This window comes from Pseudomonas sp. TSO6, assembly GCF_056098905.1.
Genome location: NZ_JBLZWV010000047.1, coordinates 142,645 through 168,624, shown reverse-complemented (window position 1 = coordinate 168,624; position 25,980 = coordinate 142,645). Strand labels below are relative to the sequence as shown.

General features: G+C 62.6%; 21 protein-coding genes, 1 tRNA gene and 1 pseudogene. 14 read left to right on the top strand and 9 right to left on the bottom strand.

Features of this window, described 5'->3' with window-relative positions; translation table 11 throughout:
* Positions 1–119: 119 nt before the first annotated feature.
* On the bottom strand, positions 120–293 hold the full coding sequence (locus tag ACN6NG_RS21185; protein ID WP_474316036.1) for a PA1571 family protein: 174 nt from the start codon (positions 291–293) through the stop codon (positions 120–122).
* A gap of 209 nt (positions 294–502) precedes the next feature.
* Here ACN6NG_RS21185 and ACN6NG_RS21180 point away from each other — a divergent pair, with 209 nt between their 5' ends.
* From ACN6NG_RS21180 to ACN6NG_RS21170, 3 genes and pseudogenes are all read left to right on the top strand, one after another.
* On the top strand, positions 503–2,266 hold the full coding sequence (locus ACN6NG_RS21180; RefSeq protein WP_197899412.1) for an ABC transporter transmembrane domain-containing protein: 1,764 nt from the start codon (positions 503–505) through the stop codon (positions 2,264–2,266).
* A 130-nt stretch (positions 2,267–2,396) separates the two neighbouring features.
* Positions 2,397–3,140, top strand: a pseudogene (locus ACN6NG_RS21175) (methyl-accepting chemotaxis protein); the annotation flags it as partial.
* Positions 3,141–3,305: 165 nt separating this feature from the next.
* Positions 3,306–4,073 carry a methyl-accepting chemotaxis protein gene (locus tag ACN6NG_RS21170; protein ID WP_373873692.1) on the top strand — a complete coding sequence of 256 codons (768 nt, stop codon included), beginning with the start codon at positions 3,306–3,308 and terminating at the stop codon, positions 4,071–4,073.
* A 55-nt stretch (positions 4,074–4,128) separates the two neighbouring features.
* On the opposite strand, the gene ACN6NG_RS21165 is transcribed toward ACN6NG_RS21170, so the two are convergent.
* Together ACN6NG_RS21165 and ACN6NG_RS21160 are read right to left on the bottom strand one after the other, a co-directional pair.
* Positions 4,129–4,205 (bottom strand) — tRNA-Pro (locus tag ACN6NG_RS21165).
* Positions 4,206–4,285: 80 nt separating this feature from the next.
* On the bottom strand, positions 4,286–4,507 hold the full coding sequence (locus tag ACN6NG_RS21160; RefSeq protein WP_016485624.1) for a YgdI/YgdR family lipoprotein: 222 nt from the start codon (positions 4,505–4,507) through the stop codon (positions 4,286–4,288).
* A gap of 187 nt (positions 4,508–4,694) precedes the next feature.
* Between ACN6NG_RS21160 and moaB the strand changes: the two genes are divergently transcribed.
* Together moaB and ACN6NG_RS21150 are read left to right on the top strand one after the other, a co-directional pair.
* Positions 4,695–5,234: a molybdenum cofactor biosynthesis protein B gene (gene moaB / locus ACN6NG_RS21155; protein ID WP_016500759.1), complete on the top strand. Its 540-nt coding sequence runs from the start codon at positions 4,695–4,697 to the stop codon at positions 5,232–5,234.
* Positions 5,218–6,444, top strand: coding sequence for a molybdopterin molybdotransferase MoeA (locus ACN6NG_RS21150; protein ID WP_474316033.1), 1,227 nt, complete (start codon positions 5,218–5,220; stop codon positions 6,442–6,444). The genes moaB and ACN6NG_RS21150 overlap by 17 nt, the downstream gene beginning before the upstream one ends.
* Here ACN6NG_RS21150 and ACN6NG_RS21145 read toward each other — a convergent pair.
* Entirely contained in the window at positions 6,433–7,680 is a 1,248-nt protein-coding gene (locus ACN6NG_RS21145; protein ID WP_474316030.1) for a glycosyltransferase family 4 protein, read from the bottom strand. The two genes, ACN6NG_RS21150 and ACN6NG_RS21145, sit on opposite strands and share 12 nt — an antisense overlap.
* A 309-nt stretch (positions 7,681–7,989) precedes the next feature.
* Between ACN6NG_RS21145 and yegS the strand changes: the two genes are divergently transcribed.
* Positions 7,990–8,877 carry a lipid kinase YegS gene (gene yegS, locus ACN6NG_RS21140; RefSeq protein WP_063425162.1) on the top strand — a complete coding sequence of 296 codons (888 nt, stop codon included), beginning with the start codon at positions 7,990–7,992 and terminating at the stop codon, positions 8,875–8,877.
* Here yegS and ACN6NG_RS21135 read toward each other — a convergent pair.
* The 3 genes from ACN6NG_RS21135 to ACN6NG_RS21125 all read right to left on the bottom strand — a co-directional run bounded on the left by ACN6NG_RS21135 (position 8,861) and on the right by ACN6NG_RS21125 (position 11,282).
* Entirely contained in the window at positions 8,861–9,520 is a 660-nt protein-coding gene (locus ACN6NG_RS21135) for a response regulator (protein ID WP_474316026.1), read from the bottom strand. The genes yegS and ACN6NG_RS21135 overlap by 17 nt on opposite strands.
* The gene (locus ACN6NG_RS21130; RefSeq protein WP_474316023.1) at positions 9,510–10,406 is read right to left on the bottom strand and encodes a sensor histidine kinase; all 897 of its coding nucleotides are present in this window, start codon (positions 10,404–10,406) and stop codon (positions 9,510–9,512) included. Before ACN6NG_RS21130 ends, ACN6NG_RS21135 begins: the two co-directional genes overlap by 11 nt.
* Positions 10,407–10,772: 366 nt before the next feature.
* Positions 10,773–11,282, bottom strand: a complete 510-nt coding sequence (locus tag ACN6NG_RS21125; protein ID WP_474316020.1) for a histidine kinase — start codon at positions 11,280–11,282, stop codon at positions 10,773–10,775.
* Between the two features lie 350 nt (positions 11,283–11,632).
* On the opposite strand from ACN6NG_RS21125, the gene ACN6NG_RS21120 reads away from it, so the two are divergent.
* Both ACN6NG_RS21120 and ACN6NG_RS21115 read left to right on the top strand, forming a co-directional pair.
* Positions 11,633–12,568: a chemotaxis protein CheV gene (locus ACN6NG_RS21120; protein ID WP_145914580.1), complete on the top strand. Its 936-nt coding sequence runs from the start codon at positions 11,633–11,635 to the stop codon at positions 12,566–12,568.
* A gap of 55 nt (positions 12,569–12,623) precedes the next feature.
* A complete protein-coding gene (locus tag ACN6NG_RS21115; protein ID WP_474316018.1) occupies positions 12,624–13,427 on the top strand; it encodes an MOSC domain-containing protein in 804 nt (267 codons plus the stop codon).
* 129 nt (positions 13,428–13,556) lie between these two features.
* On the opposite strand, the gene ACN6NG_RS21110 is transcribed toward ACN6NG_RS21115, so the two are convergent.
* Positions 13,557–15,482, bottom strand: coding sequence for a transglycosylase SLT domain-containing protein (locus tag ACN6NG_RS21110; RefSeq protein ID WP_474316016.1), 1,926 nt, complete (start codon positions 15,480–15,482; stop codon positions 13,557–13,559).
* A 221-nt stretch (positions 15,483–15,703) separates the two neighbouring features.
* On the opposite strand from ACN6NG_RS21110, the gene ACN6NG_RS21105 reads away from it, so the two are divergent.
* The gene (locus tag ACN6NG_RS21105; protein ID WP_016500749.1) at positions 15,704–17,632 is read left to right on the top strand and encodes an ATP-binding cassette domain-containing protein; all 1,929 of its coding nucleotides are present in this window, start codon (positions 15,704–15,706) and stop codon (positions 17,630–17,632) included.
* A 273-nt stretch (positions 17,633–17,905) separates the two neighbouring features.
* Here ACN6NG_RS21105 and ACN6NG_RS21100 read toward each other — a convergent pair whose 3' ends face one another.
* On the bottom strand, positions 17,906–18,346 hold the full coding sequence (locus ACN6NG_RS21100; protein WP_063425172.1) for a universal stress protein: 441 nt from the start codon (positions 18,344–18,346) through the stop codon (positions 17,906–17,908).
* Positions 18,347–18,456: 110 nt separating this feature from the next.
* On the opposite strand from ACN6NG_RS21100, the gene ACN6NG_RS21095 reads away from it, so the two are divergent.
* The 5 genes from ACN6NG_RS21095 (at position 18,457) to topA (ending at position 25,908) form a co-directional block, all read left to right on the top strand.
* On the top strand, positions 18,457–18,894 hold the full coding sequence (locus ACN6NG_RS21095; protein WP_063425174.1) for a hypothetical protein: 438 nt from the start codon (positions 18,457–18,459) through the stop codon (positions 18,892–18,894).
* Between the two features lie 621 nt (positions 18,895–19,515).
* A complete protein-coding gene (gene fadB / locus ACN6NG_RS21090) occupies positions 19,516–21,663 on the top strand; it encodes a fatty acid oxidation complex subunit alpha FadB (RefSeq protein WP_063425176.1) in 2,148 nt (715 codons plus the stop codon).
* 31 nt (positions 21,664–21,694) lie between these two features.
* Positions 21,695–22,870, top strand: coding sequence for an acetyl-CoA C-acyltransferase FadA (gene fadA, locus ACN6NG_RS21085; RefSeq protein WP_016500745.1), 1,176 nt, complete (start codon positions 21,695–21,697; stop codon positions 22,868–22,870).
* Positions 22,871–22,946: 76 nt separating this feature from the next.
* Positions 22,947–23,198, top strand: coding sequence for a DUF1653 domain-containing protein (locus tag ACN6NG_RS21080; protein WP_474316013.1), 252 nt, complete (start codon positions 22,947–22,949; stop codon positions 23,196–23,198).
* Between the two features lie 100 nt (positions 23,199–23,298).
* Entirely contained in the window at positions 23,299–25,908 is a 2,610-nt protein-coding gene (gene topA / locus ACN6NG_RS21075; protein WP_474316011.1) for a type I DNA topoisomerase, read from the top strand.
* Positions 25,909–25,980 lie beyond the last annotated feature (72 nt).

The window sequence follows — 25,980 nt, the reverse complement described above, 5'->3', positions numbered from 1 at the left end:
GGGTTGCCGGGGCTGCTTTGCAGCCCTTTCGCGACGCAAGGCCGCTCCCACAAGGGCCCAAGCAAACCTGCGGGCAATAAAAACCCGGCGCAAGCGCCGGGTTGCAAAAAAATCGCCGATCAACCTTTGTGTACGCGTTCGACCCTGCTTTCTTCCAGGGCCTTGCAGGCCTGCTGGATCATCTGCTCGGTAATTGGCACTTCGCGCCCCTTGCCGTCGATGATCGAACCGCATGCCTCGGGTGGCTTGGTGGTCTGAGGCTTCTGGTTGTCACTGCCATGCTGCAAGCTCATGCACTGTCTCCTCTTCAGGTTCAAGTTCAGGGTAGCCCTGCGCCGTGACTGGCCTGTGACAGCTTCTGTGTCACGGCAGCAACAGTGCAACAGAAACCCTGTGAAAGCTCCATCATCTGTTTAGATCGATGCGTTATAGCACCCTGCATGCATTCCCCCTGCCCGGATGAGTGGTAGTCTGCGGTTTCCCTGCCATCGTAGCCGCCGCCATGCCCGATTCGGTTTCCCCTCGCCAACGCCGAGCCTTGCGCCTGGCTTGGCAGTTCGTTCGTCCGTACCGTCGACAGGTGCTGCTGGCCTTGTTGGCCCTGGTGGTCACTGCCGCCATCACGCTGTCCATGGGGCAGGGCATCCGCCTGCTGGTAGACCAGGGCTTCATGACCCGCTCGGCGCACCAGCTCAACCAGACCATCGGCCTGTTCCTGCTGCTGGTGCTGGCCCTGGCGGTGGGCACCTTCAGCCGTTTCTACCTGGTGTCGTGGATTGGCGAGCGTTGCGTGGCCGATATCCGTCGTGCCGTGTTCGACCACCTGATCGGCCTGCACCCCGGCTTTTTCGAAGACAACCGCAGTTCCGAGATCCAGTCGCGGCTGACCGCCGACACCACCTTGCTGCAATCGGTCATCGGCTCATCGCTGTCGATGTTCCTGCGCAACGCGCTGATGGTCATTGGTGGTGTGGTGCTGTTGTTCATCACCAACCCCAAGCTCACCAGCATCGTGGTGGTCGCCTTGCCGCTGGTGCTGGCACCGATCCTGCTGTTTGGTCGCAGGGTTCGCAGCCTGTCGCGCCAGAGCCTGGACCGGGTGGCCGATGTGGGCAGCTACGTGGCCGAGACCCTGGGGCAGATCAAGACGGTACAGGCCTACAACCACCAGGCGCATGACCGCGAACGGTTCGCCGACACGGTCGAAGCCGCCTTTGGCGTGGCCCGCAAGCGGATTGCCCAGCGTGCCTGGCTGATTACCCTGGTGATCGTGCTGGTGCTGGGGGCAGTGGGGGTGATGCTGTGGGTCGGCGGCATGGATGTGATCGCCGGGCGTATCTCCGCAGGCGAACTGGCGGCGTTCGTGTTCTACAGCCTGATCGTCGGTAGCGCGTTCGGCACCCTCAGTGAGGTGATCGGCGAGCTGCAACGTGCTGCCGGTGCGGCCGAACGTATTGCCGAGCTGTTGGCGGCGCGCAGTGCGATCCTGCCACCCACTGTGGCGCAGGCGCTACCGCAGCAGCGGGCCAGCGGGCATATCGAGCTGCAGCAGTTGGTGTTCGCCTACCCGTCACGGCCTTCGGTGGCGGCTGTCGATGGCCTGAGCCTGGTCATCGAGCCCGGGCAGACCGTGGCCTTGGTGGGCCCCTCGGGGGCGGGCAAGTCGACCCTGTTCGATTTGTTGCTGCGCTTCTACGACCCGCAGCAAGGGCGCATCCTGCTCGATGGCCAGCCGGTTACCGAGCTGGACCCCGACCAGTTGCGCCGGCAGTTCGCCCTGGTGGCGCAAAACCCCTCACTGTTTCGCGGCACGGTGGAGGCCAATATCCGTTATGGGCGGCCCGATGCTACCCAGGCCGAAGTCGAAGCCGCAGCGCATGGCGCCCATGCCGACGAATTCATCCGGCAGCTGCCGCAAGGCTACCAGACGCCCTTGGGCGAGGGCGGCATCGGCCTGTCCGGCGGGCAACGCCAGCGCCTGGCGATCGCCCGGGCGTTGCTGGTGGATGCACCGATCCTGTTGCTGGACGAGGCCACCAGCGCGCTCGACGCGCAGAGCGAACACCTGATCCAGCAGGCGTTGCCCAGCCTGATGGCCGGGCGTACCACGCTGGTGATCGCCCATCGGCTGGCCACGGTGCAGCATGCCGAGCGCATTGCGGTCATCGACAAGGGCCGGGTGGTGGCGGTGGGTACCCACCGCCAGCTGGTCGAGGAAAGCCCGCTGTATGCGCGGCTGGCGGCCTTGCAATTCGCCAGCGGCTAATGCGTCGCGAGTTTGTAACAATTTTGTAGCAATTGCCTGAGAGTATCTGGCTCAACTGTTGCGTAAGTGCTCGACCTGGCTGCCATTGCTTGATGGCAGCTTTTTTTTGGCCTGCCAACAAGGACATGGAATGTCTTACCTGGTGTTGCGGATGCGCGCCATTCCTTTCCTTCCGGTTTCGAGATCCACGATGTTGCGTAAATCCCTCAGAGTGCAAATTCTCTCGCTGCTCGGCGGCAGCCTGGTGGCGATGCTGTTGATCGCCCTGGTGTGTTTCCAGTTTTTGTCGTCCAGCGTGCGCGGTTATGCCGAGCTGGTGGACGGGCCGCTGCGGGCTTCGCAATTGATTGATGAAGCCAACCTGCAGTTCAAGATCCAGGTGCAGGAATGGAAGAACGTGCTGTTGCGCGGGCGCCAGCCGGCTGAGATGGACAAGTACTGGCAGCAGTTTCAGGCCCGCGAACAGCAGGTGCAACAATTGCTCGGGCAACTGATCGACAGCAGCGACGCCAGGCTCAAGGCGCCGTTGCAGCAACTGCGTGACAGCCACCGGCAGTTGGGCCAGGCCTATGCGCAGGGCCGTCAGGCCTTCCTCGCCGCTGGTGGCGACCCGGTAGCCGGCGACTTGGCGGTGAAGGGGGTAGACCGCGCCGCCAGTGAGCAGATGAGCGAACTGGTGGAGCAACTGCGTGCCGATGCCCGCCAGCGTGCGGCCAGCATCAACGCCAGTGCCGAACGCACGGTATGGCTGGGCTTGCTGGTGATGCTGGCCTCGGCGGTACTGGTGGGCCTGCTCAGCCTTTGGCTGGTCAACCGCAGCCTGATCGAGCCGATCCGCCAGTTGATCGAGTACGTCGCGCAGCTTAGCCAGGGCCGTTTTGCCGCCCGCGTGGACAGCCGACGCGAGGACGAACTGGGGCGCCTGGCGCGGGCGGCCAACACCTTGCGCGACTTTCTCGCCGACACCGTCGGCCGGCTGAAGGACAATGCCCAGGAGCTGGAAGGTGCCAGTGGCCAGTTGCGCAGCATTGCCGGCGACATGGCCCGCGGCACCCATGACCAGTTCCAGCGCACCGACCAGGTGGCCACGGCCATGCACGAGATGTCTGCCACCGCCCAGGAAGTGGCCCGCCATGCCGCTGAAGCTGCCCGCGCAGCGGATGACGCCGACCACAGTGCCCAGGCGGGTGAGCAGGTGATGCAGCAGACCATCGATATCATTGGCGTGGTCAACCGCGAAATCGCCGGCACGGCGGCGGTAATCCGCGACCTGGAACACGACAGCACGCGCATCGGCAAAGTGCTGGAAGTGATCCGCGGTATTGCCGAGCAAACCAACCTGCTGGCGCTGAACGCGGCCATCGAAGCGGCCCGTGCCGGCGAGGCCGGGCGTGGCTTTGCGGTGGTGGCCGATGAGGTGCGCAGCCTGGCCCAGCGCACGGCAGCCTCGATTGCCGAGATCCACCAGATCATCGAAGCGGTGCAGTCAGGTGCGGTTGAAGCGGTCAAGGCCATCGAAAGCGGCCAGCAACGAAGCGAAGAGGGGGCCGAGCAGGTGCAGCAGGCCGGGCAGATGCTGCAGCGCATCACCCAGGCGGTAGAGGCGATCCGCGACATGAACCGGCAGATCGCCACGGCGGCAGAAGAACAGACCAGCGTGGCCGAAGACATCTCGCGCAACCTGATCGAAATCACCCGCATTGCCACGGCCAACCAAGAGTCGGTGCAGCACACCGAGCAGGCGGGGCACCGCCTGCATGGGTTGTCCGGGCAGCTGGGCGAAGTAACCTCGCGCCTGAGCGCCTGACACTTTTTCAGGGGCAACAAAAAGCCCGCGCAATGCGGGCTTTTTGAAAAGGATCTGGTCGGAGAGACAGGATTCGAACCTGCGGCCTTCTCGTCCCGAACGAGACGCGCTACCTGGCTGCGCTACACTCCGATGAACAAAATCCTACTGCATCCCGTTTTTGCCCACAAGCCCTTGTTGTTATAAGGGCCTTTGCCATAACAGGTGCTTGATCAGAGCTCTTTGACGGTGCGGATCTGGTCTTTGTTCAGGCGCGTGCGCTTACCGTCGAGTTGCTCGAATTCGTAGAAACCGGAGTCTTCGTCGAAGGATGGTTTATCCGTTGCCTGGATCTCCCGGCCATCGTTCAGGGTGATGACGGTAGGGGTCGAGCAGCCAGCGAGGGCGCCCAGGCCCAAGGCGAGCAGGAAGGCGGGTAGGGTCCGTTTGATCATCGTGTTTCTCCAAGTGCGATGGTGCTAGATGACATTTATGACGCAGGACATTAGTGCAAGTTCACTCCAAGTGCAGCATAGCGACAAATCTGTCTTCTTGATCCAGGGCAAGGCTGATGGCGCAACGCCGGGCAAAGGTACGCTGTGATATAACTGCGGCCATCTCATCCTGTTGTGACGGACCTCCATGAAAGCCAAGGCAGATACCCCCTTCGTGGCGCTGAACATCGCCGTGCTGACGGTCAGCGACACCCGCACCTTCGACACCGACACCTCTGGCCAGCTGTTCGTCGACCGCCTGAGCGCAGCGGGCCACCGCCTGGCCGAGCGCGTGCTGCTGAAAGACGACCTGTACAAGATCCGCGCCCAGGTCGCCACCTGGATCGCCGATGACAGCGTGCAAGTGGTGCTGATTACTGGTGGTACCGGTTTTACCGGCCGCGACAGCACGCCCGAAGCGGTGGCCTGCCTGCTGGACAAGCAGGTGGACGGTTTTGGTGAGCTGTTCCGGCAGATTTCCGTGGCCGACATCGGCACCTCCACCGTGCAGTCGCGCGCCCTGGCCGGGCTGGCCAACGGCACCTTGGTGTGCTGCCTGCCGGGCTCGACCAATGCGGTGCGCACCGGCTGGGACGGCATCCTGGCCGAGCAGCTCGATGCACGCCATCGCCCCTGCAACTTCGTTGCGCACCTGAAGCAGGCAGCGGCCTGTGACAGCCGTGGCTGAAGCTAGCCAGGCCCGGCCACTGATGCCGGTGGAGCAAGTCCTGGAGCAACTGCTGGCGCTGGCCGAAGCGGCGCCGATCCGTGACACCGAGAACCTGCCGTTGGCCGAGGCCGAGGGCCGCGTGCTGGCCACCGACCTGGTGGCCTCGCTCGACCTGCCGCCCTGGCCGAACAGTGCCATGGACGGCTATGCCTTGCGCAAGGCCGACTGGCAGGGCGAGCCACTGCCGGTCAGCCAGCGGATCTTCGCCGGCCATGCGCCGCAGCCCCTGCAACCGGGCACCTGCGCGCGCATCTTCACCGGGGCGCCAGTGCCTGAAGGTGCCGATTGCGTCGAGATGCAGGAAAACACCGAAGTGGCCGAAGACGGTCGGGTGCGCTTTCTCGAACCCTTGCATGCCGATCAGAACATCCGCCCTCAAGGCCAGGAGACCCGCAAGGGCGAGCAGGTGATGAGCGCCGGCACCCGGCTGGGGCCGATCGAACTGGGCCTGGCGGCGACCCTGGGCCACGGCCGACTGGACGTGGTGCGCAAAGTGCGGGTGGCGGTACTGTCCACGGGTGACGAACTGGTCGAGCCCGGTTTGCCGCTGGGGCCGGGGCAAATCTACAACAGCAACCGCCGGCTGCTGGTCAGCTGGTTGCAGCGGCTGGGCTGCGACGTGGTCGATGCAGGCATCCTGCCGGATGATTTGGCGCTTACCCGCGCCTGCCTGGCCTCGCTGGGCGAAGTTGATCTGATCTTGTCGACCGGCGGTGTTTCGGTGGGCGAGGCCGACTACCTGGGAGCGGCCCTGCGCGAAGCCGGCGAGCTGGCTTTGTGGAAGCTGGCAATCAAGCCGGGCAAGCCACTCACCTTCGGCCACTTTCAGGGCGTACCAGTGATCGGCCTGCCGGGTAACCCGGCCTCTACCCTGGTTACCTTTGGCCTGCTGACCCGGCCCTATCTGTTACGTCGCCAGGGCGTGGGCGATGTCACGCCGCTGCGCTTCGACATGCCGGCAGGCTTTGACTGGCCCAAGGCCGGCACGCGGCGCGAGTACCTGCGTGCACGCATCGAGCAGGGCCAGGTGCGTATCTACAAGAACCAGAGCTCCGGCGTGCTGCGCAGCGCGGCGTGGGCCGAGGGTTTGGTGGAAGTGCGAGAGGGCAGTACGCCGAAACAGGGCGACAGCGTGCCGTTCATTCCCTTCAGCGAGCTACTTGGCTGAGCGGCCCAGCCAGGCACTGCCCCGTGGCGCGGCCTCGGCCGGTGCTGCCTGGGCCAGGCGCATGTGCACGTTCTCCAGTTGCTGGGCGGCCACGCTCCAGTCGTGGCGCTGGCGGGCGAACTGGCGGCCGGCAGCGCTCAACTGGCTCATGCGCCAGGGCTGGTTGAGCAGTTGGGTGATCAACAGGGCCAGCTGGTCGCCGTCATCACTGCCCAGATAGTGCTCGCCGTTGTTTGCGGTCAGGCCCGATACGCCTTTGCCGGTGGTGATCACCGGTAGGCCTGCGGCCATGGCCTCCAGGATTTTTACCTTGGAGCCCCCGGCATAGCGCAGCGGCGCGAAGAACAGTGCCGAACGCTTTTGCAGCTCACGCAGGTCAGGGCGGTAGCCGAACCATTCGATGCGCGGGTCGTTCCAGTGCAGTTTCCAGCTGGCCGGCAGGGCATGCCCGGCTATTGCCAGGCGCACAGCCGGGTTGCTCATCCACACCTGCGGCATGATGTCTTCCAGCGCCCACTCGATGGCCTCAAGGTTGGCGCCATATTCGAAGTTGCCGACGAACAGCAGGCGCTGGCTGTGTAACGCGGGCTCCACGTGCTGGTAGAAGTCACAATCCACACCGTTGACCACCACATTCACCGGTCGCCCGCTGATCTGCGCGATCAGCTCGGCGTCGTGGGCGCTGACTGCCACCAGCTCGGTGGGCTGGCACAGCACCCGCTGTTCCCAGCGCCGGTAGCGCCAGCGGTCGAAGGCGTTGAGTGGGCGCAGCCACAGGGGCAGCCGGTCGTGGCAGGCACCGCCCATCACCGACTCGAGCGTGTGTTCGCTGAGCATGTAGGGCAACCCGCGAGCCTGCAGGGCCTTCTCGAACGGTTGAAAACTGTAGCTGTGCTCGATCTGGATCACGTCCCAGGTTTCGTCCAGCAATTGCTCGAAACGGTGCCGCAGGCAAGGGGACAGGCCGTTGATGATGGCCCGCATGGGGTAGTCGATGATGGGCGAAGCCAATAAGTTCAGCGGGCTGTGCAGCGGCCGGCGGGGCATTACGATCAGGCGCTCGAGCAGCGGCTCCAGGGCTTCGCGGGCTGTATCGCTGAGGGGGATTTTCGACTGCGCCAACAGGGTAATGCGGTGGCCCTGCTGTGCCAGTGCGCGCATCAGGTGGTATTGCCGGGTCTTGCTGCCGCTGGTGGTCGGCCAGGGTAGGTAGGGCAGTGTCCAGAGAATGCGCATGACCCGGAATCCTCGTGAAAGGCCGCGGATGAAAAGACGCGCCCATCGGCAGTGTGCTGAACACCACTGCCGGGGCGCGTCCATGGCTAGGGTTTCGAGCCCGGCAAACAGAAGTCAAAAGGCTGACTTCCCAGGTAGCTTTGTTTGCCTAGGTCAAAAACTTGTCAAAAGTTCATTTTCTGAGCATAGCGCGCATTGTCGGGTGTGGGAAAAAGACCACGTTGGCTTGGGTATTTTTTTGTCGGCATGCAACGATCGGTGAGCGGGCATGGTCGAGATCTGGGTCGGTCAACTTCACGGAGAAGCGCGATGCAAGGGCGCAAGGCAATGCTGATCCTGCACGGCAAGCAGGCGATGAATGAAGCGCTGCGCAGCGCCGTTTGCGACCTGCGCGATACCGGCTGGGTGCTGGATGTGCGTGTCACCTGGGAGGCGGGTGACGCGCAGCGCCTGGTCGGCGAGGCGCTGGCGGCGGGCTACAGCCATATCGTCGCAGGCGGTGGCGACGGCACTTTACGGGATGTGGCCGAGGCCATGGGCCTGGCAGATGCCGAGGCCAGTCTGGCGCTGTTGCCGCTGGGCACGGCCAACGATTTCGCCAAAGCCGCCGGCATACCCCTGGAGCCTGCCGAGGCACTGGCGCTGCTGAATACGCCGGCGCAGGCTATCGACCTGGGCCAGGCCGGCGACCAGTTGTTCCTCAACATGGCCACGGGTGGGTTTGGTAGCCAGGTCACCGCCAACACCTCCGAAGACCTGAAGAAGGTGCTGGGTGCCGCGGCCTACCTATTCACCGGGTTGTCGCGCTTCAGCGAGCTGCAGGCAGCCACGGTGGAACTGCAAGGGCCTGACTTCCAGTGGCAAGGGAGCCTGCTGGCGCTGGGGATCGGCAATGGTCGCCAGGCGGGCGGCGGGCAAGTGCTGTGCCCTGAGGCGGTGGTGAATGACGGCTTGCTTGACATTGCCATCCTGCCAGCGCCGCAAGAGGTAGTCGGGGCACTGCGCGACCTGTTGGCCGGTGACGGGCTTTTCGTCCGCGCCAGGTTGCCCTGGGTCGAGATCAAGAGCGCGCAGGGCCTGGACATCAACCTCGATGGCGAGCCGTTGCAGGCCGGCAACCTGCGCTTTCAGGCCAGGCCTGGCGCGTTGCAGCTGCACCTGCCGGCCGGATCGCCGCTGCTTAGTCATCCAGGCTGATGATTTTCTCGCGTACAGCGAACAGCACCAGGCCGGCCACGTCATGAATCTGCAGGCGCTTCATGATTTGCGAGCGGTGGGTTTCCACGGTCTTGATCGACAGGCCCAGGCCCGCAGCGATTTCCCGGGTGGACTTGCCGCGCACGATCAGGCGCAGGATTTCCAGTTGTCGCGCAGTGAGGTTATGCCGCTCGCCAGCCGCTTGGTTGCCCTGCCTGGTGTGCCGTAGGGCCTGGTTGATGACGGTGTGGGCAATGGCCGGGCTGAGGTAGCGCTCGCCGCTGCGCACTGCGCTCAGGGCCTGCTCCAGCTCGGTGGCGCTGGTGTCCTTGAGCAGGTAGCCGTGGGCGCCGCTTTCCAGGGCCCGCATGATCAGGTCAGGGTCGGTATGCATCGACAGGATCAGCACCTTGCATGTACTTGCGCTTGCCCGCAGTTGGGTGAGGGCGTCCAGGCCGCTGGTCGACCGCATGGAGATGTCCAGCAAGACGATGTCGGGCGCCAGCGCGCGCACCTGTTCGAGCAGTTGGCTGCCGTCGTCGGCTTCACCGATCACGTCATAGCCGGGGATGTCGCAGACCAGTGCGCGCACACCGGCGCGGATCAGCGAGTGGTCGTCAACCAGCAGCAGTCTACAGGTCATGGGTGGCCTTGCTCCCGGCGCGTTGCTGGGTACGCGCAGGCCACGGGAATACCGCTTCGATACGCGTACCCATGCCGAGCTGGCTGGTGATGTCGAGGCTACCCTGCAAGGCGGTGACCCGCTCCTGCATGCCAGCCAGGCCGCGCTGGCCTGCGTCGGCCGGGTGCCGTGCCGGGACGAAACCACGGCCATCGTCGTGGATCGACAACGCCAGCCCCTCGGGGGTGCGCTGCAGCTGAATGATCAGGTTATCTGCCTGGGCGTGGCGCAGCATGTTGGTCACAGCCTCCTGGGTAATGCGAAACACCGCCATGGCCACAGCTTCGTCGATGCCGCCCAGGCGCTGGTTGCACGCCAGGCTCCAGTGCACGCTGCTGCTGGCCAGGGTACGCACCAGGTGCGCGCGCAGGCTGGCTTCCAGGCCCAGGCTGGCCAATTGCCGAGGGTTGAGCAGGGCGGACACGTCGCGTACGTTGCCCAAGGTGTCATCCAGCGTACTGCGCAGGGTGTTGCAGTGGCCTTGCAGCTCGTCGGGCATGCGCCTTTGCAGCCACTGCAGTTGCAGCTTGGCGGCGGTGAGCAGTTGGCCGATGTCGTCGTGCAGTTCCCGGCCCAAGTGCTGGCGCTCGTCTTCCTGGACCTTGAGCATGCGCTCGGCCAGTTCTGCCGGGCGCAGGCTGATCGACCTGGCGCTCAGCCCCAGGGAGACGACGGTGCCCAGCGTAGCGACCAGTTGAAGCACCAGCAGGCTGGCCGGGGCTGCCTGGTTGGCCAGGTACAGCATCAGGTTGGCGCCCAGCGAGGCCACGCATAACGCGGCCGTCACCCAACGCAGCAGGGCAACGCGGGAGCAGCAACGCAAAGAAGTCTTCAAGCGTGGAAGCATAGGTAGGGAAGCCACTGAAGTATTGCTGATGGAGGCCTTGCACAATGCTGCTCAGAGGCTTTGGCGCAGTACTTTCGATATTTTTTCGAACACGTGATCGTTCAACCATTATTCAGGTTGCAAGCGTTTGTGGGGGCGCATATTACCACTTCGCACTGTATCGGTCGCGGCTGGGTAACGCCTTGAAACGCCTGCAAGTCGGGCATTCGCAGGTAGCAAAGTGCCACCCCCTGGATCGCGCATTACGCACTTGTCGTGCAACTAGTGCGGCAATGATTCAACGTGGCCCCCGAAAACTTGCAGAACTTTCCAAGTTCGCTCTCGGCGGGGCGTGATTAAACGTGCTTAGTTGCACTTTGTGTCAGGTTAATACCGTGGATTCCACCGGCCGGTGCCTATGCCTGCCGCCACTGTGGTGTGCGAATGCAGGCACACGCTGCCGTGCTCGTCGCAGGAAGCACAGGTTGGCGCAAACGGTTGCTTCACGACCTTGGCCAGGTCGCTCAGCAGCACCAGTTGCTCGCCGATGTCCAGGTTCAGCCGCCCGGTACGGGTATCGACCAGCTCCAGTTGCCAGGCCAGCAAGGTAAGGCAGGCCCCTAGCGCGGGCAGGGCTTCACGTTGCAGGCAGCCGCGGTGACAGGCGGGTGCAAGCAACTGATGCAGGGCATTGGTGTAATGGGCGACTTCACGCAGGCCCAGGCGTGTAGCCTGCCTGGCAAGGCTCTCGAGGGTGTTGTCCAGGCAGCGGCAGGCATCTGGATCATTGTCGATCAGTTCCAGATGCTGCAGGCACTCCTGGGCCTGGGTCAGCAATACCTGGGCATCCAGCAGATAACCTTGCAGGGCGTCTTCGAACGATAAGGCAGTGTCCATGATCAGGTCCCCGCGCGTAGGGCAGGCGCAGGGGGCGGGCACGCCGAAACGATAGCTAGCAAAAGCCTGACTCCATTCATGCATTGAGAATGGCGTCACATTAATGGCTAAAGGATATCGCGAACATCAGGTTGCACCCGATTGCAGGTAGGGGTTTCCCTGATATCGAGCTCAGGTGGGGAACTTTTGTCGCACTGCTGATTTGCCGTGTAATGCCCGCAGTAAAGCATGATGGTAAAGTGATATCAATTGCCTTCACGGCATTTTCCCGCAAGGGTCAAGGTGCGCGTGAAGCCGCCGATACAGGGTGGATGCTTACACTTTTTTGACTCAAGCCTGGGGGTTTTCCAATGGCTGGCATTCTCGACACAGTAGACCAACGCACGCAACTGGTGGGTGAGAACCGCCTGGAAATTCTGATGTTTCGCCTGGCCGGCCGGCAGTTGTTCGCGATCAACGTGTTCAAGGTGCAGGAAGTGCTGCAGATGCCCAAGCTGACCTTGATGCCCCAGCGCCACGCCTTCGTCTGTGGCGTGGTCAACCTCCGCGGCCAGACGTTGCCGGTGATCGACCTGTCCCAGGCAATCGGCATGCGCCCGCTGCAGCCTGGGCCGGACAGCACCATCATTGTCACTGAGTACAACCGTTCGGTGCAGGCCTTCCTGGTGGGCGGTGTTGACCGCATCGTCAACATGAACTGGGAGTCGATCATGCCGCCGCCTGCCAGCGCCGGGCGCCAGCACTACCTGACGGCCATCACCAAGGTCGATGAAAAGCTGGTGGAAGTGATCGACGTGGAGAAGGTGCTGGCTGAGATCGTGCCGTACAACGCCCGGGTCTCTGGCGATAAACTCGCCGACCCGGTGCTGGCCCGTGCCCGTGGCCGCGAGGTGTTGCTGGTGGACGATTCCAGCGTGGCCCTGGCGCAGTTGCGTGACACCCTGTCCCAGCTGGGCATGAAGCTGCATGTGGCCAGTGATGGCCTGAAGGCGTTGCGCATGCTCAAGGGTTGGGCCGATGCGGGCGAGGACGTGTGCGAAAAGCTGCTGATGGTGTTCACCGACGCCGAAATGCCGGAAATGGACGGCTACCGGCTGACCACCGAAATTCGCAGCGATGCCCGTCTGCGCCAGCTCTACGTCGTGCTGCACACCTCGCTGTCGGGCAGCTTCAACGAATCCATGGTGAAGAAGGTGGGTTGCGACAACTTCCTGTCCAAGTTCCAGCCTGATCGCCTGGTCGATGTGGTCAAGCAACGCCTGCTGCTGGATACCGCCACTGCGTGATCGCTGGGCCAGCCAGGTATAAGCTTGGCATTTGGCATGACGCGAGGCGGCAGGGATGTTTCTCAGTGAGTTGTATCGATACCCGGTGAAGTCGGGCCAGGCGCAAAGCCTGCAGGCATCGAGGGTGGGGTTGTTGGGGTTGCAGGGCGACCGGCGCTGGATGGTGGTCGAGGAAGAAAATGGACGCTTCCTGACCCAGCGGGCCTGGCCGCAACTTGGCCAGCTGCAGGCGTGCGATGACGACAACGGCCAGTTGTTGCTGCAGGCGCCTGGGCGGGTGCCGTTGCGGGTGCCTGTGCCCGCTGCCGATGATGCGCTGCGCGGCGTGACGATCTGGCGCGACACCCTGCGTGTGCCCGACGCTGGCGACGCAGCAGCGGCCTGGTTGAGCGCGTTGCTGGGCAAGGCCGTGCGGCTGGTGCATTGCCCGGAGCAGCGCGCGCGTTACCTGCCCAATGGCTATGGCTACAACAGTGACCGGGCGGCGTTTCCCGATGGCTTCCCCTTGCTGCTTATTGGGCAGGGCTCGCTGGACGAGCTCAACCGGCGTATTGGCCGGCCCATGGAAATGCTGCGCTTTCGACCGAACCTGGTGGTGCAAGGAGCAGAGCCGTTTGCCGAGGATGGCTGGAAGCGGATTCGCATTGGCAGCCTGGAATTTCGCGTGCTCAAGCCCAGTGTGCGGTGCATCTTCACAACAATTGATCCAGCAACCGGGGAGCGCAGTGCCGACCGCGAGCCGATGGTCACGCTCAAGACCTTTCGCGAGAAGGAGGGGGATGTGCTGTTCGGGCAGAACCTGGCGGTGGATGGCAGTGGGTGGCTTGAACTAGGAATGCAGGTGGAAGTTCTGGAGTGAATGTGCTGCCTGAACCGGCCCTATCGCCGGCAAGCCAGCTCCCACAGGTTCATCACAGGTTCGAAGACTTGTGCGCTACCTGTGGGAGCTGGCTTGCCGGCGATAGGGCCGGTTCAGGTTCAGCAGGCCTTACATGTCATCGAAATACCGCTCATGCCAATCCACCAGCGGCTGCGGCGAATTCAGCTTCTGCCCGTAGATCACCGAGTATGACAGCACGTTCTGCACATACTGGCGTGTTTCGTCGAACGGGATCGATTCTACCCACACATCGAAGCTCAGGTGCTTGGCGCCTTTCAGCCACTGCCGCACGCGGCCGGGCCCGGCGTTGTAGGCCGCCGAGGCCAGCACCCGGTTGCCGTTGAACTGGCTGTGCACTTGGCTCAGGTAGGCAGCGCCCAGCTGGATGTTCTTGTCCGGGTTCAGTACCTGTGCCGGTGATGCCAGCGGGATGCTGAACTTGCGCGCGGTCTCTTTGGCCGTGGCCGGCATCAGCTGCATCAGGCCGCTGGCGCCCACCGGCGAGCGCGCATCCTCCATGAATGCACTTTCCTGGCGGGTGATGGCGAATACCCAGCTCGAATGCAGGCCGCGGACCTTGGCTTCGCGCACCAGGGTGTCGCGGTGGGCCATCGGGAAGCGGATGTCCAGGTCGTCCCAGTATTGCGCCTGGCTGATGGTGCGGATGGCCGGGAAGTACCAGCGCAGGTCGTAGCCCAGGCGTGCCTGGGCAACCATTTCGTCGCGGGTGAAGTGGCGGCTGACGTGGTACCACTCGCGGCGGCCCTCGACGATCTGGCCACGGGCGTGGAATTCCAGTGCACGCTGGATGCCAGGCGTGTTGCGCACCTTCTTGACCAGTTGCGGGCTTAGCAGCAGCGGCTTGTTGTTCAGCTGGTATGGCGTCTGCGCCCGGTCGGCGGCGAGGAAGCCATAGAAATCGCGCTCACGTGCCACGGTCTTGTACAGCAGCGGGATCTGCGGGTTGTTCGGCTGGGCCAGCTCCAGGCTGCGTGCCTGCCAGTACTTCCAACGGCTGCTGCTGGCCAGGTCCTGGGGCAGGCGCTTGGTCAGCTCGTAGGCGTCTTCCCAGCGGCCCAGGCGCAGCAGCAGGCGCAGGCGCCATTCGCTGACGGTGTTATCGCGCAGTTCGGGGTCGTAGCGGGTCATCAGGTCGAGCGCGCGCGGGTCGTAGCGGCGGGCCAGGGTCAGGCCGATTTCGCGGGCGATGGCCACCTTCTCGTCGCGAGAGAAGTGCATACGCTGGGCGTAATCGTCGAGCAGTGCCATGGCCCGCTCCGGGTCCTGCCGGGCCAGGCGGCGCAGGCCGAGGCTGACGACATCGGACATGGCTTCGTTGACCGAGGTAAAGCGCGACGGCTGGTTGAGCAGCTCTGGCTTTTGCGCCACGTCGACCAGAAGGCGCCCCTGAGGGCCGAGGGTGGTCAAGGTCTTGACCAGGTTGTTGGCCAAAGCGTAGTTGCGCGTCTGGGCCGCCAGCTTGGTGCGTTCCCAGCGCTTGGCCTCGGTCAGCTGGCCTTCGGCCGCCCACATGCCGAACAGTGTGTCGCAGGCGGCAGGTTGCGACTTTCCGACGTTCCACAATTTGTCAGCTGTGGCATAGCCCTCGGCGCGCAGGCCATGGCTGAGCTGATACTGGCCGTTGAGGCAGTCCAGTTCGGTGAAATTGAGCTTGGGGTCGTAGTATTTGACGAAGGTGTCCCATTCGCCGCGTTCGGCCAGCCAGCGTAGCCAGCGCAGTTTCATCCAGTTGGCCTGGGGCAGGTCGCCATGCTTGGCGAGAAAGCCTTCGATCTCCTGGTTGCTGGCGCTTTTGAGGCGGGCGGTAAGCTCGTCGTAGGCCAGGTACGGTGTCAGCGGGTAGTCGCTCAGGGCTTGCGCATAGCGCAAGTACGGGCCTTTGTCGCCTTTGGCCAGCGCACGCTTGGCCTCGTCGTAGTACTGGCGTTGCTGGGTGAGGTCGGTGGCCTGCGCCGCGCAGGTGGCAGCGGTGAGCAGCAGGCATGATGCAATGTGTAACAGGCGGCTGCGCATGATACGTCCGGGCAGTAGAACCATGGGGAAGTGACGGCGGAGCCAGCACTGTTGGAAGCAATTGCCTTAGCTTAGCTGTTTGCCGGCGGCGGGTGAAAGCACTGTGCTTGTATCGGGATATTAACTTCGACCAGATGTCGCAAAGCGCTCGTAGGGTGGCCAAGCGGATGCCGTCGAGGGCCAAGTCAGGTAGAATGCGCGCCCGATTTATGGAGACCAACATGACCCTGCTCAAATTCAGCGATGTGTCCCTCGCATTCGGCGCCATGCCGCTGCTGGACAAAGTGTCCTGGCAGATCGCTCGTGGTGAGCGGGTGTGCATCATCGGCCGCAACGGTACTGGCAAATCCAGCATGCTGCGCCTGGTCAAGGGCGAACAGAAGGGCGACGACGGTGAAGTCTGGCGTGCCCCGGGCCTGAAGATCGGCGAGCTGCCGCAGGAACTGCCGGTGGCCGACGATCGCACGGTGTTCGATGTGGTGGCCGCAGGCCTGGATGGCGTCGGTGAGTTGCTGGCACAGTTCCATCACCTGAGCATGAATATCCAGAACGACGAAGACCTGGAAAAGCTCATGCACGTCCAGCACGAGCTGGAAGCCCGTGATGGCTGGCGCCTGCAGCAAGTGGTGGAAAGCACCCTCAGCCGCCTGCAGTTGCCGGCCGACAAGACCCTGGCCGAGCTGTCCGGTGGCTGGCGCCGCCGTGTGCTGCTGGCCCAGGCGCTGGTGTCCGAGCCCGACCTGCTGCTGCTCGACGAGCCTACCAACCACCTGGACATCGGTGCCATTGCCTGGCTCGAAGAGGCCCTGCGCAGCTTTAACGGCGCGGTCCTGTTCATCACCCACGACCGGTCCTTCCTGCAGAACCTGGCCACCCGCATCCTTGAACTGGACCGTGGCGGCCTGATCGACTGGAACGGTGACTACGCCAGCTTCCTGGTGCACAAGGAGGCCGCACTGGCCGCCGAAGAAACCGCCAACGCGCTGTTCGACAAGCGCCTGGCCCAGGAAGAAGTGTGGATCCGCCAAGGCATCAAGGCCCGCCGCACCCGTAACGAAGGCCGGGTGCGTGCGCTGAAAGCCTTGCGCGTGGAGCGTGGTGAGCGCCGCGAACGCCAGGGCAAGGCCAACATCCAGATCGAGTCGGCCGAAAAATCCGGCAAGCAGGTGATGGTGCTGGAAAACGTCAGCTTCCATCACGCCGGCGGGCCAATGCTGGTCAAGGACTTTTCCATGGTCCTGCAGCGCCAGGACCGTATCGGCCTGCTGGGCGCCAACGGCACCGGCAAGACCACCTTGCTCAAGCTGATGCTCGGCGGCCTGGAACCCACTTCGGGCAAGGTCGAGAGCGGCACCAAGCTGGAAGTGGCCTACTTCGACCAGATGCGCCACCAGCTCGAGCTGGAAAAGACCGTGATCGACAACCTGGCCGAAGGCCGTGACTTCATCGAGATCGACGGCCAGAACCGTCACGTGCTGAGCTATCTGGGCGACTTCCTGTTCAGCCCGCAGCGTGCCCGCACGCCGGTCAAGGCATTGTCGGGTGGCGAGCGTGCGCGCCTGTTGCTGGCCAAGCTGTTCAGCAAGCCGGCCAACCTGCTGGTGCTCGACGAACCGACCAACGACCTGGACGTTGAAACCCTCGAACTGCTCGAAGAAGTGCTGTCCAACTACAAGGGCACCGTGCTGATGGTCAGCCACGACCGGGCCTTCCTCGACAACGTCGTCACCAGTACCCTGGTGTTCGAAGGCGAGGGCAAGGTGCGTGAGTACGTCGGCGGCTACGAGGACTGGATTCGCCAGGGTGGCTCTCCGAAGCTGCTGGGCGTGACCGAGAGCAAAGGCGGCAAGTCGGCGCTCAACAGTGCAGTGGTGGAGAAAGTCGAGGACAAGCCCGCGCCAGTTGCTGCGCCGGTGGCGGAAGAAGCTTCGAAGAAGAAGCTCAGCTACAAGCTGCAGCGTGAGCTGGAGATGCTGCCAGGGCAGATCGACCAGGTTGAGCAGCGCATGGCTGAGGCTCAGGAAGAAGTGAATGCGGCTGGCTTCTACCAGCGGCCGATTACTGAAACTTCCGCAGTGCTGGCCAAGATCGAGAAGCTCCAAGGTGAGCTGGATGCGTTGGTAGAGCGCTGGGCCGAGCTGGAAGGCTGATCGGCGTCAGCCTGAACTGGCCCTATCGCCGGCAAGCCAGCTCCCACAGGTACACCACAGGTTTCAAGCCTTGTGGTATTCCACAGGTACACCACAGGTTTCAAGCCTTGTGGTATTCCACAGGTACACCACAGGTTTCAAGCCTTGTGGTATTCCACAGGTACACCACAGGTTTCAAGCCTTGCGGTGTCCCACAGGTACACCACAGGTTTCAAGCTTTGTGGTATCCCTGTGGGAGCTGGCTTGCCGGCGATAGGGCCGGTACAGGTTAAGTCATTCCTTCTTCTGCAACCGCACCGCCAGTACATCGCACGGTGCACCGTGCAGCACGTCATTGGCCGTGGAACCCAGCAGCAACGCCAGGCCATGGCGGCCATGGCTGCCGACCACGATCAGGTCGCACTTCTGGTCCTTGGCCAGTTGGTGGATTTCCTGGCGCGGTTGGCCGTAGGTCAGGTGCGAATCGCCGCGCTGGATGTCGGGGTATTTGTTGAACAGGCGGTCCATGCGCTCCTTGGCCTGGTCGAACTGTTGCTGTTGCAGTTGCGACAGGTCCATGGGTACGTCACCGCCGAATGCCATGGCCATCGGCTCGACGATGTGCACCAGCGAAACCTTGGCATTCGAAGGTTTGGCCAGCGCCATGGCACGCTTGATCACCGGGTCGCATTCTTCGGTCAGGTCGACGGCGACCAACAAATGTTCATATTGCATGAGCGGTACTCCTGGCAATCGCGATAGAAGAAGTATGGTCGCTTTCGGGCGGGTCTTCCGTGAAAAATGGCTAACCAGCTCATTTGCAACGCTTTATGGGAACTACTGATATGACGGTATTGCTGGTGGTGTCAATCCTTGCGCTGATTCTCAGCCCGCTTTCCTGGCTGCGCGGCTCGCGCAAGCAGAGCGAGCAGATGAAGCTGCGCCTGGAGGCACGGCGAATGGGGTTGGCCATGCAGCTGGCGCCGCAGCAATGGCCGCACTGGCTCGAAAAGGAGCCGCCAAGCCCTTGCCCGCAATACCACCGGGCACGGCGCCGTGGGCATGAAGACGCTTTCAGCTTCTGGCAGGTCAGCCCCGGGGTGTGGTGTAACCAGTGGCGCGAGCCCTGCGAAGACCCACGCTTCAGGGAGGCCTTGGCGCGCTTGCCGGCGAGTGCCTACAAGGTTGAAGCCGACGCACGAATGATCGCCCTGTACTGGACTGAACGGGGTGATACAGCTGTATTGCAAGATGTTGCCTACGTCCTCGAAACCCTGGCTTGAACCCCGGGGCCACCTCATACCTGTAGGAGCAGCCTTGTGCTGCGAAGAGGCCGATACGCCCGGAACACCTCTATCAGGCATACCGGCCTCTTCGCAGCACAAGGCTGCTCCTACAGATACGGCGTAGGCGTCCAGGGCTTTAAACGACAAAGCGGCGGCTTGGCAGAACCCTGAAGGGGTGGGGTGCCAAGTCGCCGCTTTGCGTTCTGCTGCGCAGAAAAGGCCAGGCAGGCCGGGTATTCACTCAAGCAAGTGCCAGTGTAGCCGCCTTGGGTTGCCGCGCAAGCCGAAAGATGCAGCACTGTTCAATTGAGCGTGGTCAATCGCTGACATGAATGGTCGGCGATCACTGTCATCATGTTTTGTACCCAGACGATACAAAGTGACCGGAAAGTCGCGTTTTCGCCATGCTCGTGAGCATTTGACAACGCCGATCTTTTCGGAGAATGTGTGCACACCCAAATCAAACGGTCGTATGAATTGAGCGTTTGTATGTCATAACGCCAAGCCATACTTCCGACTAGCGCGCTGACGGGTGTGCCTGGGGCAGGGCAGCTAGGCCTGCTTCTGCTGCAGCGATCGGCGTGTACAGTTCAGCTTCCATATCGTGGAGATCAGTTGATGATTTACGAAGGTAAAGCCATCACGGTTAAGGCTCTTGAAAGTGGCATCGTCGAGCTCAAGTTCGACCTCAAGGGTGAGTCCGTCAACAAGTTCAACCGCCTGACCCTGAACGAGCTTCGCCAGGCCGTCGACGCCATCCAGGCCGATGCTTCGGTCAAGGGCGTGATCGTCAGCAGTGGCAAGGACGTGTTCATCGTCGGCGCCGACATCACCGAGTTCGTCGACAACTTCAAGCTGCCCGAGGCCGAACTGGTCGCCGGCAACCTGGAAGCCAACCGAATCTTCAGCGCCTTCGAAGACCTCGAAGTGCCGACCGTTGCTGCCATCAACGGCATCGCCCTGGGCGGCGGCCTGGAAATGTGCCTGGCCGCCGACTACCGGGTCATGTCCAGCAGCGCCAAGATCGGCCTGCCGGAAGTCAAGCTGGGCATCTACCCCGGCTTTGGCGGCACCGTACGCCTGCCGCGCCTGATCGGTTCGGACAACGCTATCGAGTGGATCGCCTCCGGCAAGGAAAACCGTGCCGAAGACGCCCTGAAAGTGGGTGCCGTCGACGCCGTGGTCGCCCCAGAGTTGCTGCAGGCCGGTGCCTTGGACCTGATCAAGCGCGCCATCAGTGGCGAGCTGGACTACAAGGCCAAGCGCCAGCCCAAGCTGGAAAAGCTCAAGCTCAATGCCATCGAGCAGATGATGGCCTTCGAGACCGCCAAGGGCTTCGTTGCCGGCCAGGCCGGCCCGAACTACCCGGCCCCGGTCGAAGCCATCAAGACCATCCAGAAAGCCGCCAACTTCGGCCGCGACAAGGCCTTGGAAGTCGAAGCCGCAGGCTTTGCCAAGCTGGCCAAGACGTCGGTTGCCGAAAGCCTGATCGGTCTGTTCCTGAACGACCAGGAACTCAAGCGCAAGGCCAAGGCGCATGACGAGATCGCCCATGACGTGAAGCAGGCCGCCGTGCTCGGTGCCGGCATCATGGGTGGCGGCATCGCTTACCAGTCGGCGGTCAAAGGCACCCCGATCCTGATGAAGGACATTCGCGAGGAAGCCATTCAGCTGGGCCTGAACGAAGCCTCCAAGCTGCTCGGCAACCGCGTCGACAAGGGTCGCCTGACCCCGGCCAAGATGGCCGAGGCGCTCAACGCCATTCGCCCGACCCTGTCCTATGGCGATTTCGCCAATGTCGACATCGTCGTCGAAGCCGTGGTCGAGAACCCGAAAGTGAAGCAGGCCGTGCTGGCCGAGGTGGAAGGTCAGGTGAAAGAGGATGCGATCCTTGCGTCCAACACCTCGACCATTTCCATCAACCTGCTGGCAAAAGCGCTCAAGCGCCCGGAAAACTTCGTCGGCATGCACTTCTTCAACCCGGTGCACATGATGCCGCTGGTGGAAGTGATCCGTGGCGAGAAGTCCAGTGAAGTGGCGGTCGCCACCACCGTGGCCTACGCCAAGAAAATGGGCAAGAACCCGATCGTGGTCAACGATTGCCCGGGCTTTTTGGTCAACCGCGTGCTGTTCCCGTATTTTGGCGGCTTTGCCAAGCTGGTCAGTGCCGGTGTCGACTTCGTGCGCATCGACAAGGTCATGGAAAAATTCGGCTGGCCGATGGGCCCAGCCTACCTGATGGACGTGGTCGGCATCGACACCGGCCACCACGGGCGTGACGTGATGGCCGAAGGCTTCCCGGACCGCATGAAGGACGAGCGCCGCTCGGCCGTCGACGCGCTATACGAGGCGAACCGCCTGGGCCAGAAGAACGGCAAGGGCTTCTATGCCTACGAAACCGACAAGCGCGGCAAGCCGAAGAAAGTCTTCGACGCCGCCGTACTGGACGTGCTCAAGCCAATCGTGTTCGAACAGCGCGAAGTCACCGACGAAGACATCATCAACTGGATGATGGTCCCGCTGTGCCTGGAGACCGTGCGCTGCCTGGAAGACGGCATTGTCGAAACCGCCGCCGAAGCCGACATGGGCCTGGTGTATGGCATTGGTTTCCCTCCCTTCCGCGGTGGTGCGCTGCGTTACATCGACTCGATCGGTGTGGCCGAATTCGTCGCCCTGGCCGATCAGTACGCCGATCTGGGGCCGCTGTACCACCCGACTGCGAAGCTGCGTGAAATGGCCAAGAACGGCCAGCGCTTCTTCAACTGAGCGGTCAACGAGCTAGAGCGAGAGATTTGATATGAGCCTGAATCCAAGAGACGTGGTGATTGTCGACTTCGGTCGCACGCCAATGGGCCGCTCCAAGGGTGGCATGCACCGCAATACCCGCGCCGAGGACATGTCGGCGCACCTGATCAGCAAGCTGCTGGAGCGTAACGACAAGGTCGACCCGAAGGAAGTCGAGGACGTGATCTGGGGCTGCGTCAACCAGACCCTGGAGCAGGGGTGGAACATCGCCCGCATGGCGTCGCTGATGACCCCGATCCCGCACACTTCTGCAGCGCAGACCGTCAGCCGCCTGTGCGGCTCGTCGATGAGCGCACTGCACACCGCTGCCCAGGCGATCATGACCGGTAACGGCGATGTGTTCGTGATTGGCGGGGTGGAGCACATGGGCCACGTCAGCATGATGCACGGCGTCGACCCCAACCCGCACCTGTCCTTGCATGCTGCCAAGGCTTCCGGGATGATGGGCCTGACTGCGGAAATGCTCGGCAAGATGCACGGCATCACCCGTGAGCAGCAGGACCTGTTCGGCGTGCGTTCGCACCAGTTGGCCCACAAGGCCACGGTCGAAGGCAAGTTCAAGGACGAGATCATCCCGATGCAGGGCTATGACGAGAACGGCTTCCTGAAGGTGTTCGATTTCGACGAAACCATTCGCCCGGAAACCACCCTCGAAGGCCTGGCGTCGCTCAAGCCCGCGTTCAACCCGAAAGGCGGTACCGTCACTGCCGGTACCTCGTCGCAAATCACCGACGGCGCTTCGTGCATGATCGTCATGTCCGGCCAGCGTGCGATGGACCTGGGTATCCAGCCATTGGCGGTGATCCGTTCGATGGCGGTGGCCGGTGTCGATCCGGCGATCATGGGTTATGGCCCGGTGCCGTCGACCCAAAAAGCCCTCAAGCGCGCCGGGCTGACCATGGCCGACATCGACTTCATCGAGCTCAACGAAGCCTTTGCTGCACAGGCCTTGCCAGTGCTGAAAGACTTGAAAGTGCTCGACAAGATGGATGAGAAGGTTAACCTGCACGGCGGCGCCATTGCTTTGGGCCACCCGTTCGGTTGCTCCGGGGCACGTATTTCGGGCACCCTGCTCAACGTCATGAAGCAGAATGGCGGTACCCTGGGGGTGGCGACCATGTGCGTCGGCCTCGGCCAAGGTATCACCACTGTCTTTGAACGCGTCTGATCGCGTTGCGGGACAGCAACCGGGGCCTTGTGCCCCGGTTTTGTTTTTACAGGATTAATTCAAGAGGGTGGGCAACATGCAGATACAACCAGGCGTATATCGGCATTACAAAGGGCCTGAGTACCGTGTCTTCAGCGTTGCGCGGCATTCCGAGAACGAAGAGTGGATGGTGTTCTACCAATGCCTGTATGGTGATTACAGCTTCTGGGTGCGCCCCCTTTTGATGTTCCAGGAGTCTGTCGAGGTTGACGGCGAGCAGGTGCCACGCTTTGCTTTGGTCAAGGCCGAAGACGGCCTGCCTGGGTTGCTGGGCAAGTCGCACGAGTGATCACCCGAGCTTGACCTCACACTTTTGCCACTATATATAGCGGTGCCGCGTTTGGTACCTGACGCGTTTTTCATTTTCAGATTCAGGAATACTCCGATCCATGGGCAAATCGCTGGTCATTGTGGAATCCCCGGCCAAGGCCAAGACCATCAACAAGTATTTGGGCAACCAGTACGTGGTGAAGTCGAGTATCGGCCATATCCGAGACCTCCCCACCAGCGGTTCGGCCAGCGCAAGCAAAGAGCCAGCCGCCAAGCGTGGCAAGGCCGCGGGTGAGGCTCCGGCGCTGTCGCCGAAAGAAAAGGCCCGCCGCCAGCTGGTGGCACGCATGGGCGTCGACCCGGATCACGGCTGGAAGGCCAAGTACGAGATCCTGCCTGGCAAGGAAAAGGTGATCGAAGAGCTGCGCCGCCTGGCCAAGGATGCCGACACCATCTATCTCGCAACCGACTTGGACCGCGAGGGGGAAGCCATTGCCTGGCACCTGCGCGAAGCCATCGGCGGTGACGACACCCGCTACAAGCGCGTGGTTTTCAACGAAATTACCAAGAAGGCCATCCAGGAGGCTTTCTCGCAGCCAGGCGAGCTGGACATCGACCGGGTCAATGCCCAGCAGGCGCGGCGGTTCCTCGACCGTGTGGTCGGTTACATGGTTTCGCCGCTGCTGTGGGCCAAGATTGCCCGCGGCCTGTCCGCTGGCCGTGTGCAGTCGGTAGCGGTGAAACTGGTGGTGGAGCGCGAGCGTGAAATCCGCGCATTCATCCCGGAAGAGTATTGGGAGATCCACGCCGACCTCGGTACCGCCAAGAACGCAAAGGTGCGTTTCGAGGTGGCGCGCGAGAAGGGCGAGGCCTTCAAACCGCTGAACGAAGCCCAGGCCATGGCTGCGCTGGAGAAGCTCAAGGCTTCCAGCTACAGCGTGGTCAAGCGTGAAGACCGCCCGACCAGCAGCAAGCCATCGGCGCCGTTCATTACCTCCACCCTGCAGCAGGCGGCCAGTAACCGCCTGGGCTTCGGGGTGAAGAAGACCATGATGATGGCCCAGCGCTTGTATGAAGCCGGCTACATCACTTACATGCGTACAGACTCGACCAACCTGTCGGTCGACGCCCTGGACATGGCGCGCAACTATATCGAGCGCGAGTTCGGCAAACAGTACCTGCCGGATGCACCGCTGGTATACGGCAGCAAGGAAGGGGCCCAGGAGGCGCACGAAGCAATTCGTCCTTCCGATGTGAACACCCACCCGACCAAGCTCAGTGGCATGGAGCGCGACGCCGAGCGCCTGTACGAGCTGATCTGGCGCCAGTTCCTGGCCTGCCAGATGCCGCCGGCGCAGTACCTGTCCACCAGCGTCACCGTGGCTGCTGGCGACTTCGAACTGCGTGCCAAGGGCCGTATCCTCAAGTTCGACGGTTATACCCGTGTGTTGCCGCAGCAGAGCAAGCCGGGCGAAGACGACGTGCTGCCGGAGATGGTCCAGGGCGAAGCGCTGAAGCTGATTCAGATCGACCCGAGCCAGCACTTCACCAAGCCACCGGCGCGCTTCACTGAAGCCAGCCTGGTCAAGGAAATGGAAAAGCGCGGTATTGGTCGCCCGTCGACCTACGCGGCGATCATCTCGACCATCCAGGACCGTGGCTATGTGACGTTGCACAACCGCCGTTTCTATTCCGAGAAAATGGGCGACATCGTCACCGAGCGCCTGTCGGAAAGCTTCTCCAACCTGATGGACTACGGTTTTACCGCCGACATGGAGGAGAACCTCGACGACGTGGCCCAGGGCGAACGTGACTGGAAGAACGTGCTCGACGAGTTCTACGGCGACTTCAGCAAGAAGCTGCAGACTGCCGAGTCCAGCGAAGGGGGGATGCGCGCCAACCAGCCGACCATGACCAACATTCCGTGCAAGGAATGTGGCCGGCCGATGATGATTCGCACCGCGTCCACGGGTGTGTTCCTGGGTTGCTCGGGTTACACCTTGCCGCCAAAAGAGCGCTGCAAGGCCACCGTCAACCTGGTGCCGGGTGACGAGATTGCCGCTGACGACGAGGGTGAATCGGAATCCCGCGTGCTGCTGGGCAAGCACCGTTGCCCGATCTGCGCCACGGCGATGGACGCCTACCTGCTGGATGAGAAGCACAAGCTGCACATTTGCGGTAACAACCCGGATTGCGTTGGCTACGAGATCGAAGAGGGCAGCTACCGCATCAAGGGTTACGAAGGGCCGAGCCTGGAGTGCGACAAGTGTGGCAGCGAGATGCAGTTGAAGACCGGCCGTTTTGGCAAGTTCTTCGGCTGCACCAATCCAACCTGCAAGAACACCCGCAAGCTGCTCAAGAGTGGCGAGGCGGCACCACCGAAGATGGACAAGGTGGACATGCCGGAGCTCAAGTGCGAGAAGGTCGACGACACTTACGTGCTTCGTGACGGCGCTTCGGGGTTGTTCCTGGCCGCCAGCCAGTTCCCGAAAAACCGCGAAACCCGTGCGCCGCTGGTGATGGAAATCGTGCCGCACAAGCACGAAATCGATCCGAAGTACCACTTCCTGTGCGATGCGCCGCAGAAAGACCCGGATGGCCGCCCGGCGGTAATCCGCTACAGCCGCAAGACCAAGGAGCAGTACGTGCAGTCCGAGGTCGATGGCAAGCCGACCGGCTGGAAGGCGTTCTACGACGGCAATGCCTGGAAGGTTGAAGACAAGCGCTGATCTGACAGCGTTGTAATTGGGGCTGCTTTGCGCCCCTTCGCGGCACAAGGCCGCTCCTACAAGAGAACGCGA

Excerpts from the sequence above, each read along its gene's own strand:
- ACN6NG_RS21185 (WP_474316036.1), bottom strand. The coding sequence starts at position 293 with ATGAGCTTGCAGCATGGCAGTGACAACCAGAAGCCTCAGACCACCAAG.
- ACN6NG_RS21180 (WP_197899412.1), top strand. The coding sequence starts at position 503 with ATGCCCGATTCGGTTTCCCCTCGCCAACGCCGAGCCTTGCGCCTGGCT.
- ACN6NG_RS21170 (WP_373873692.1), top strand. The coding sequence starts at position 3,306 with ATGGCCCGCGGCACCCATGACCAGTTCCAGCGCACCGACCAGGTGGCC.
- ACN6NG_RS21160 (WP_016485624.1), bottom strand. The coding sequence starts at position 4,507 with ATGATCAAACGGACCCTACCCGCCTTCCTGCTCGCCTTGGGCCTGGGC.
- moaB (WP_016500759.1), top strand. The coding sequence starts at position 4,695 with ATGAAAGCCAAGGCAGATACCCCCTTCGTGGCGCTGAACATCGCCGTG.
- ACN6NG_RS21145 (WP_474316030.1), bottom strand. The coding sequence starts at position 7,680 with ATGCGCATTCTCTGGACACTGCCCTACCTACCCTGGCCGACCACCAGC.
- yegS (WP_063425162.1), top strand. The coding sequence starts at position 7,990 with ATGCAAGGGCGCAAGGCAATGCTGATCCTGCACGGCAAGCAGGCGATG.
- ACN6NG_RS21135 (WP_474316026.1), bottom strand. The coding sequence starts at position 9,520 with ATGACCTGTAGACTGCTGCTGGTTGACGACCACTCGCTGATCCGCGCC.
- ACN6NG_RS21130 (WP_474316023.1), bottom strand. The coding sequence starts at position 10,406 with ATGCTTCCACGCTTGAAGACTTCTTTGCGTTGCTGCTCCCGCGTTGCC.
- ACN6NG_RS21125 (WP_474316020.1), bottom strand. The coding sequence starts at position 11,282 with ATGGACACTGCCTTATCGTTCGAAGACGCCCTGCAAGGTTATCTGCTG.
- ACN6NG_RS21120 (WP_145914580.1), top strand. The coding sequence starts at position 11,633 with ATGGCTGGCATTCTCGACACAGTAGACCAACGCACGCAACTGGTGGGT.
- ACN6NG_RS21115 (WP_474316018.1), top strand. The coding sequence starts at position 12,624 with ATGTTTCTCAGTGAGTTGTATCGATACCCGGTGAAGTCGGGCCAGGCG.
- ACN6NG_RS21110 (WP_474316016.1), bottom strand. The coding sequence starts at position 15,482 with ATGCGCAGCCGCCTGTTACACATTGCATCATGCCTGCTGCTCACCGCT.
- ACN6NG_RS21105 (WP_016500749.1), top strand. The coding sequence starts at position 15,704 with ATGACCCTGCTCAAATTCAGCGATGTGTCCCTCGCATTCGGCGCCATG.
- ACN6NG_RS21100 (WP_063425172.1), bottom strand. The coding sequence starts at position 18,346 with ATGCAATATGAACATTTGTTGGTCGCCGTCGACCTGACCGAAGAATGC.
- ACN6NG_RS21095 (WP_063425174.1), top strand. The coding sequence starts at position 18,457 with ATGACGGTATTGCTGGTGGTGTCAATCCTTGCGCTGATTCTCAGCCCG.
- fadB (WP_063425176.1), top strand. The coding sequence starts at position 19,516 with ATGATTTACGAAGGTAAAGCCATCACGGTTAAGGCTCTTGAAAGTGGC.
- fadA (WP_016500745.1), top strand. The coding sequence starts at position 21,695 with ATGAGCCTGAATCCAAGAGACGTGGTGATTGTCGACTTCGGTCGCACG.
- ACN6NG_RS21080 (WP_474316013.1), top strand. The coding sequence starts at position 22,947 with ATGCAGATACAACCAGGCGTATATCGGCATTACAAAGGGCCTGAGTAC.
- topA (WP_474316011.1), top strand. The coding sequence starts at position 23,299 with ATGGGCAAATCGCTGGTCATTGTGGAATCCCCGGCCAAGGCCAAGACC.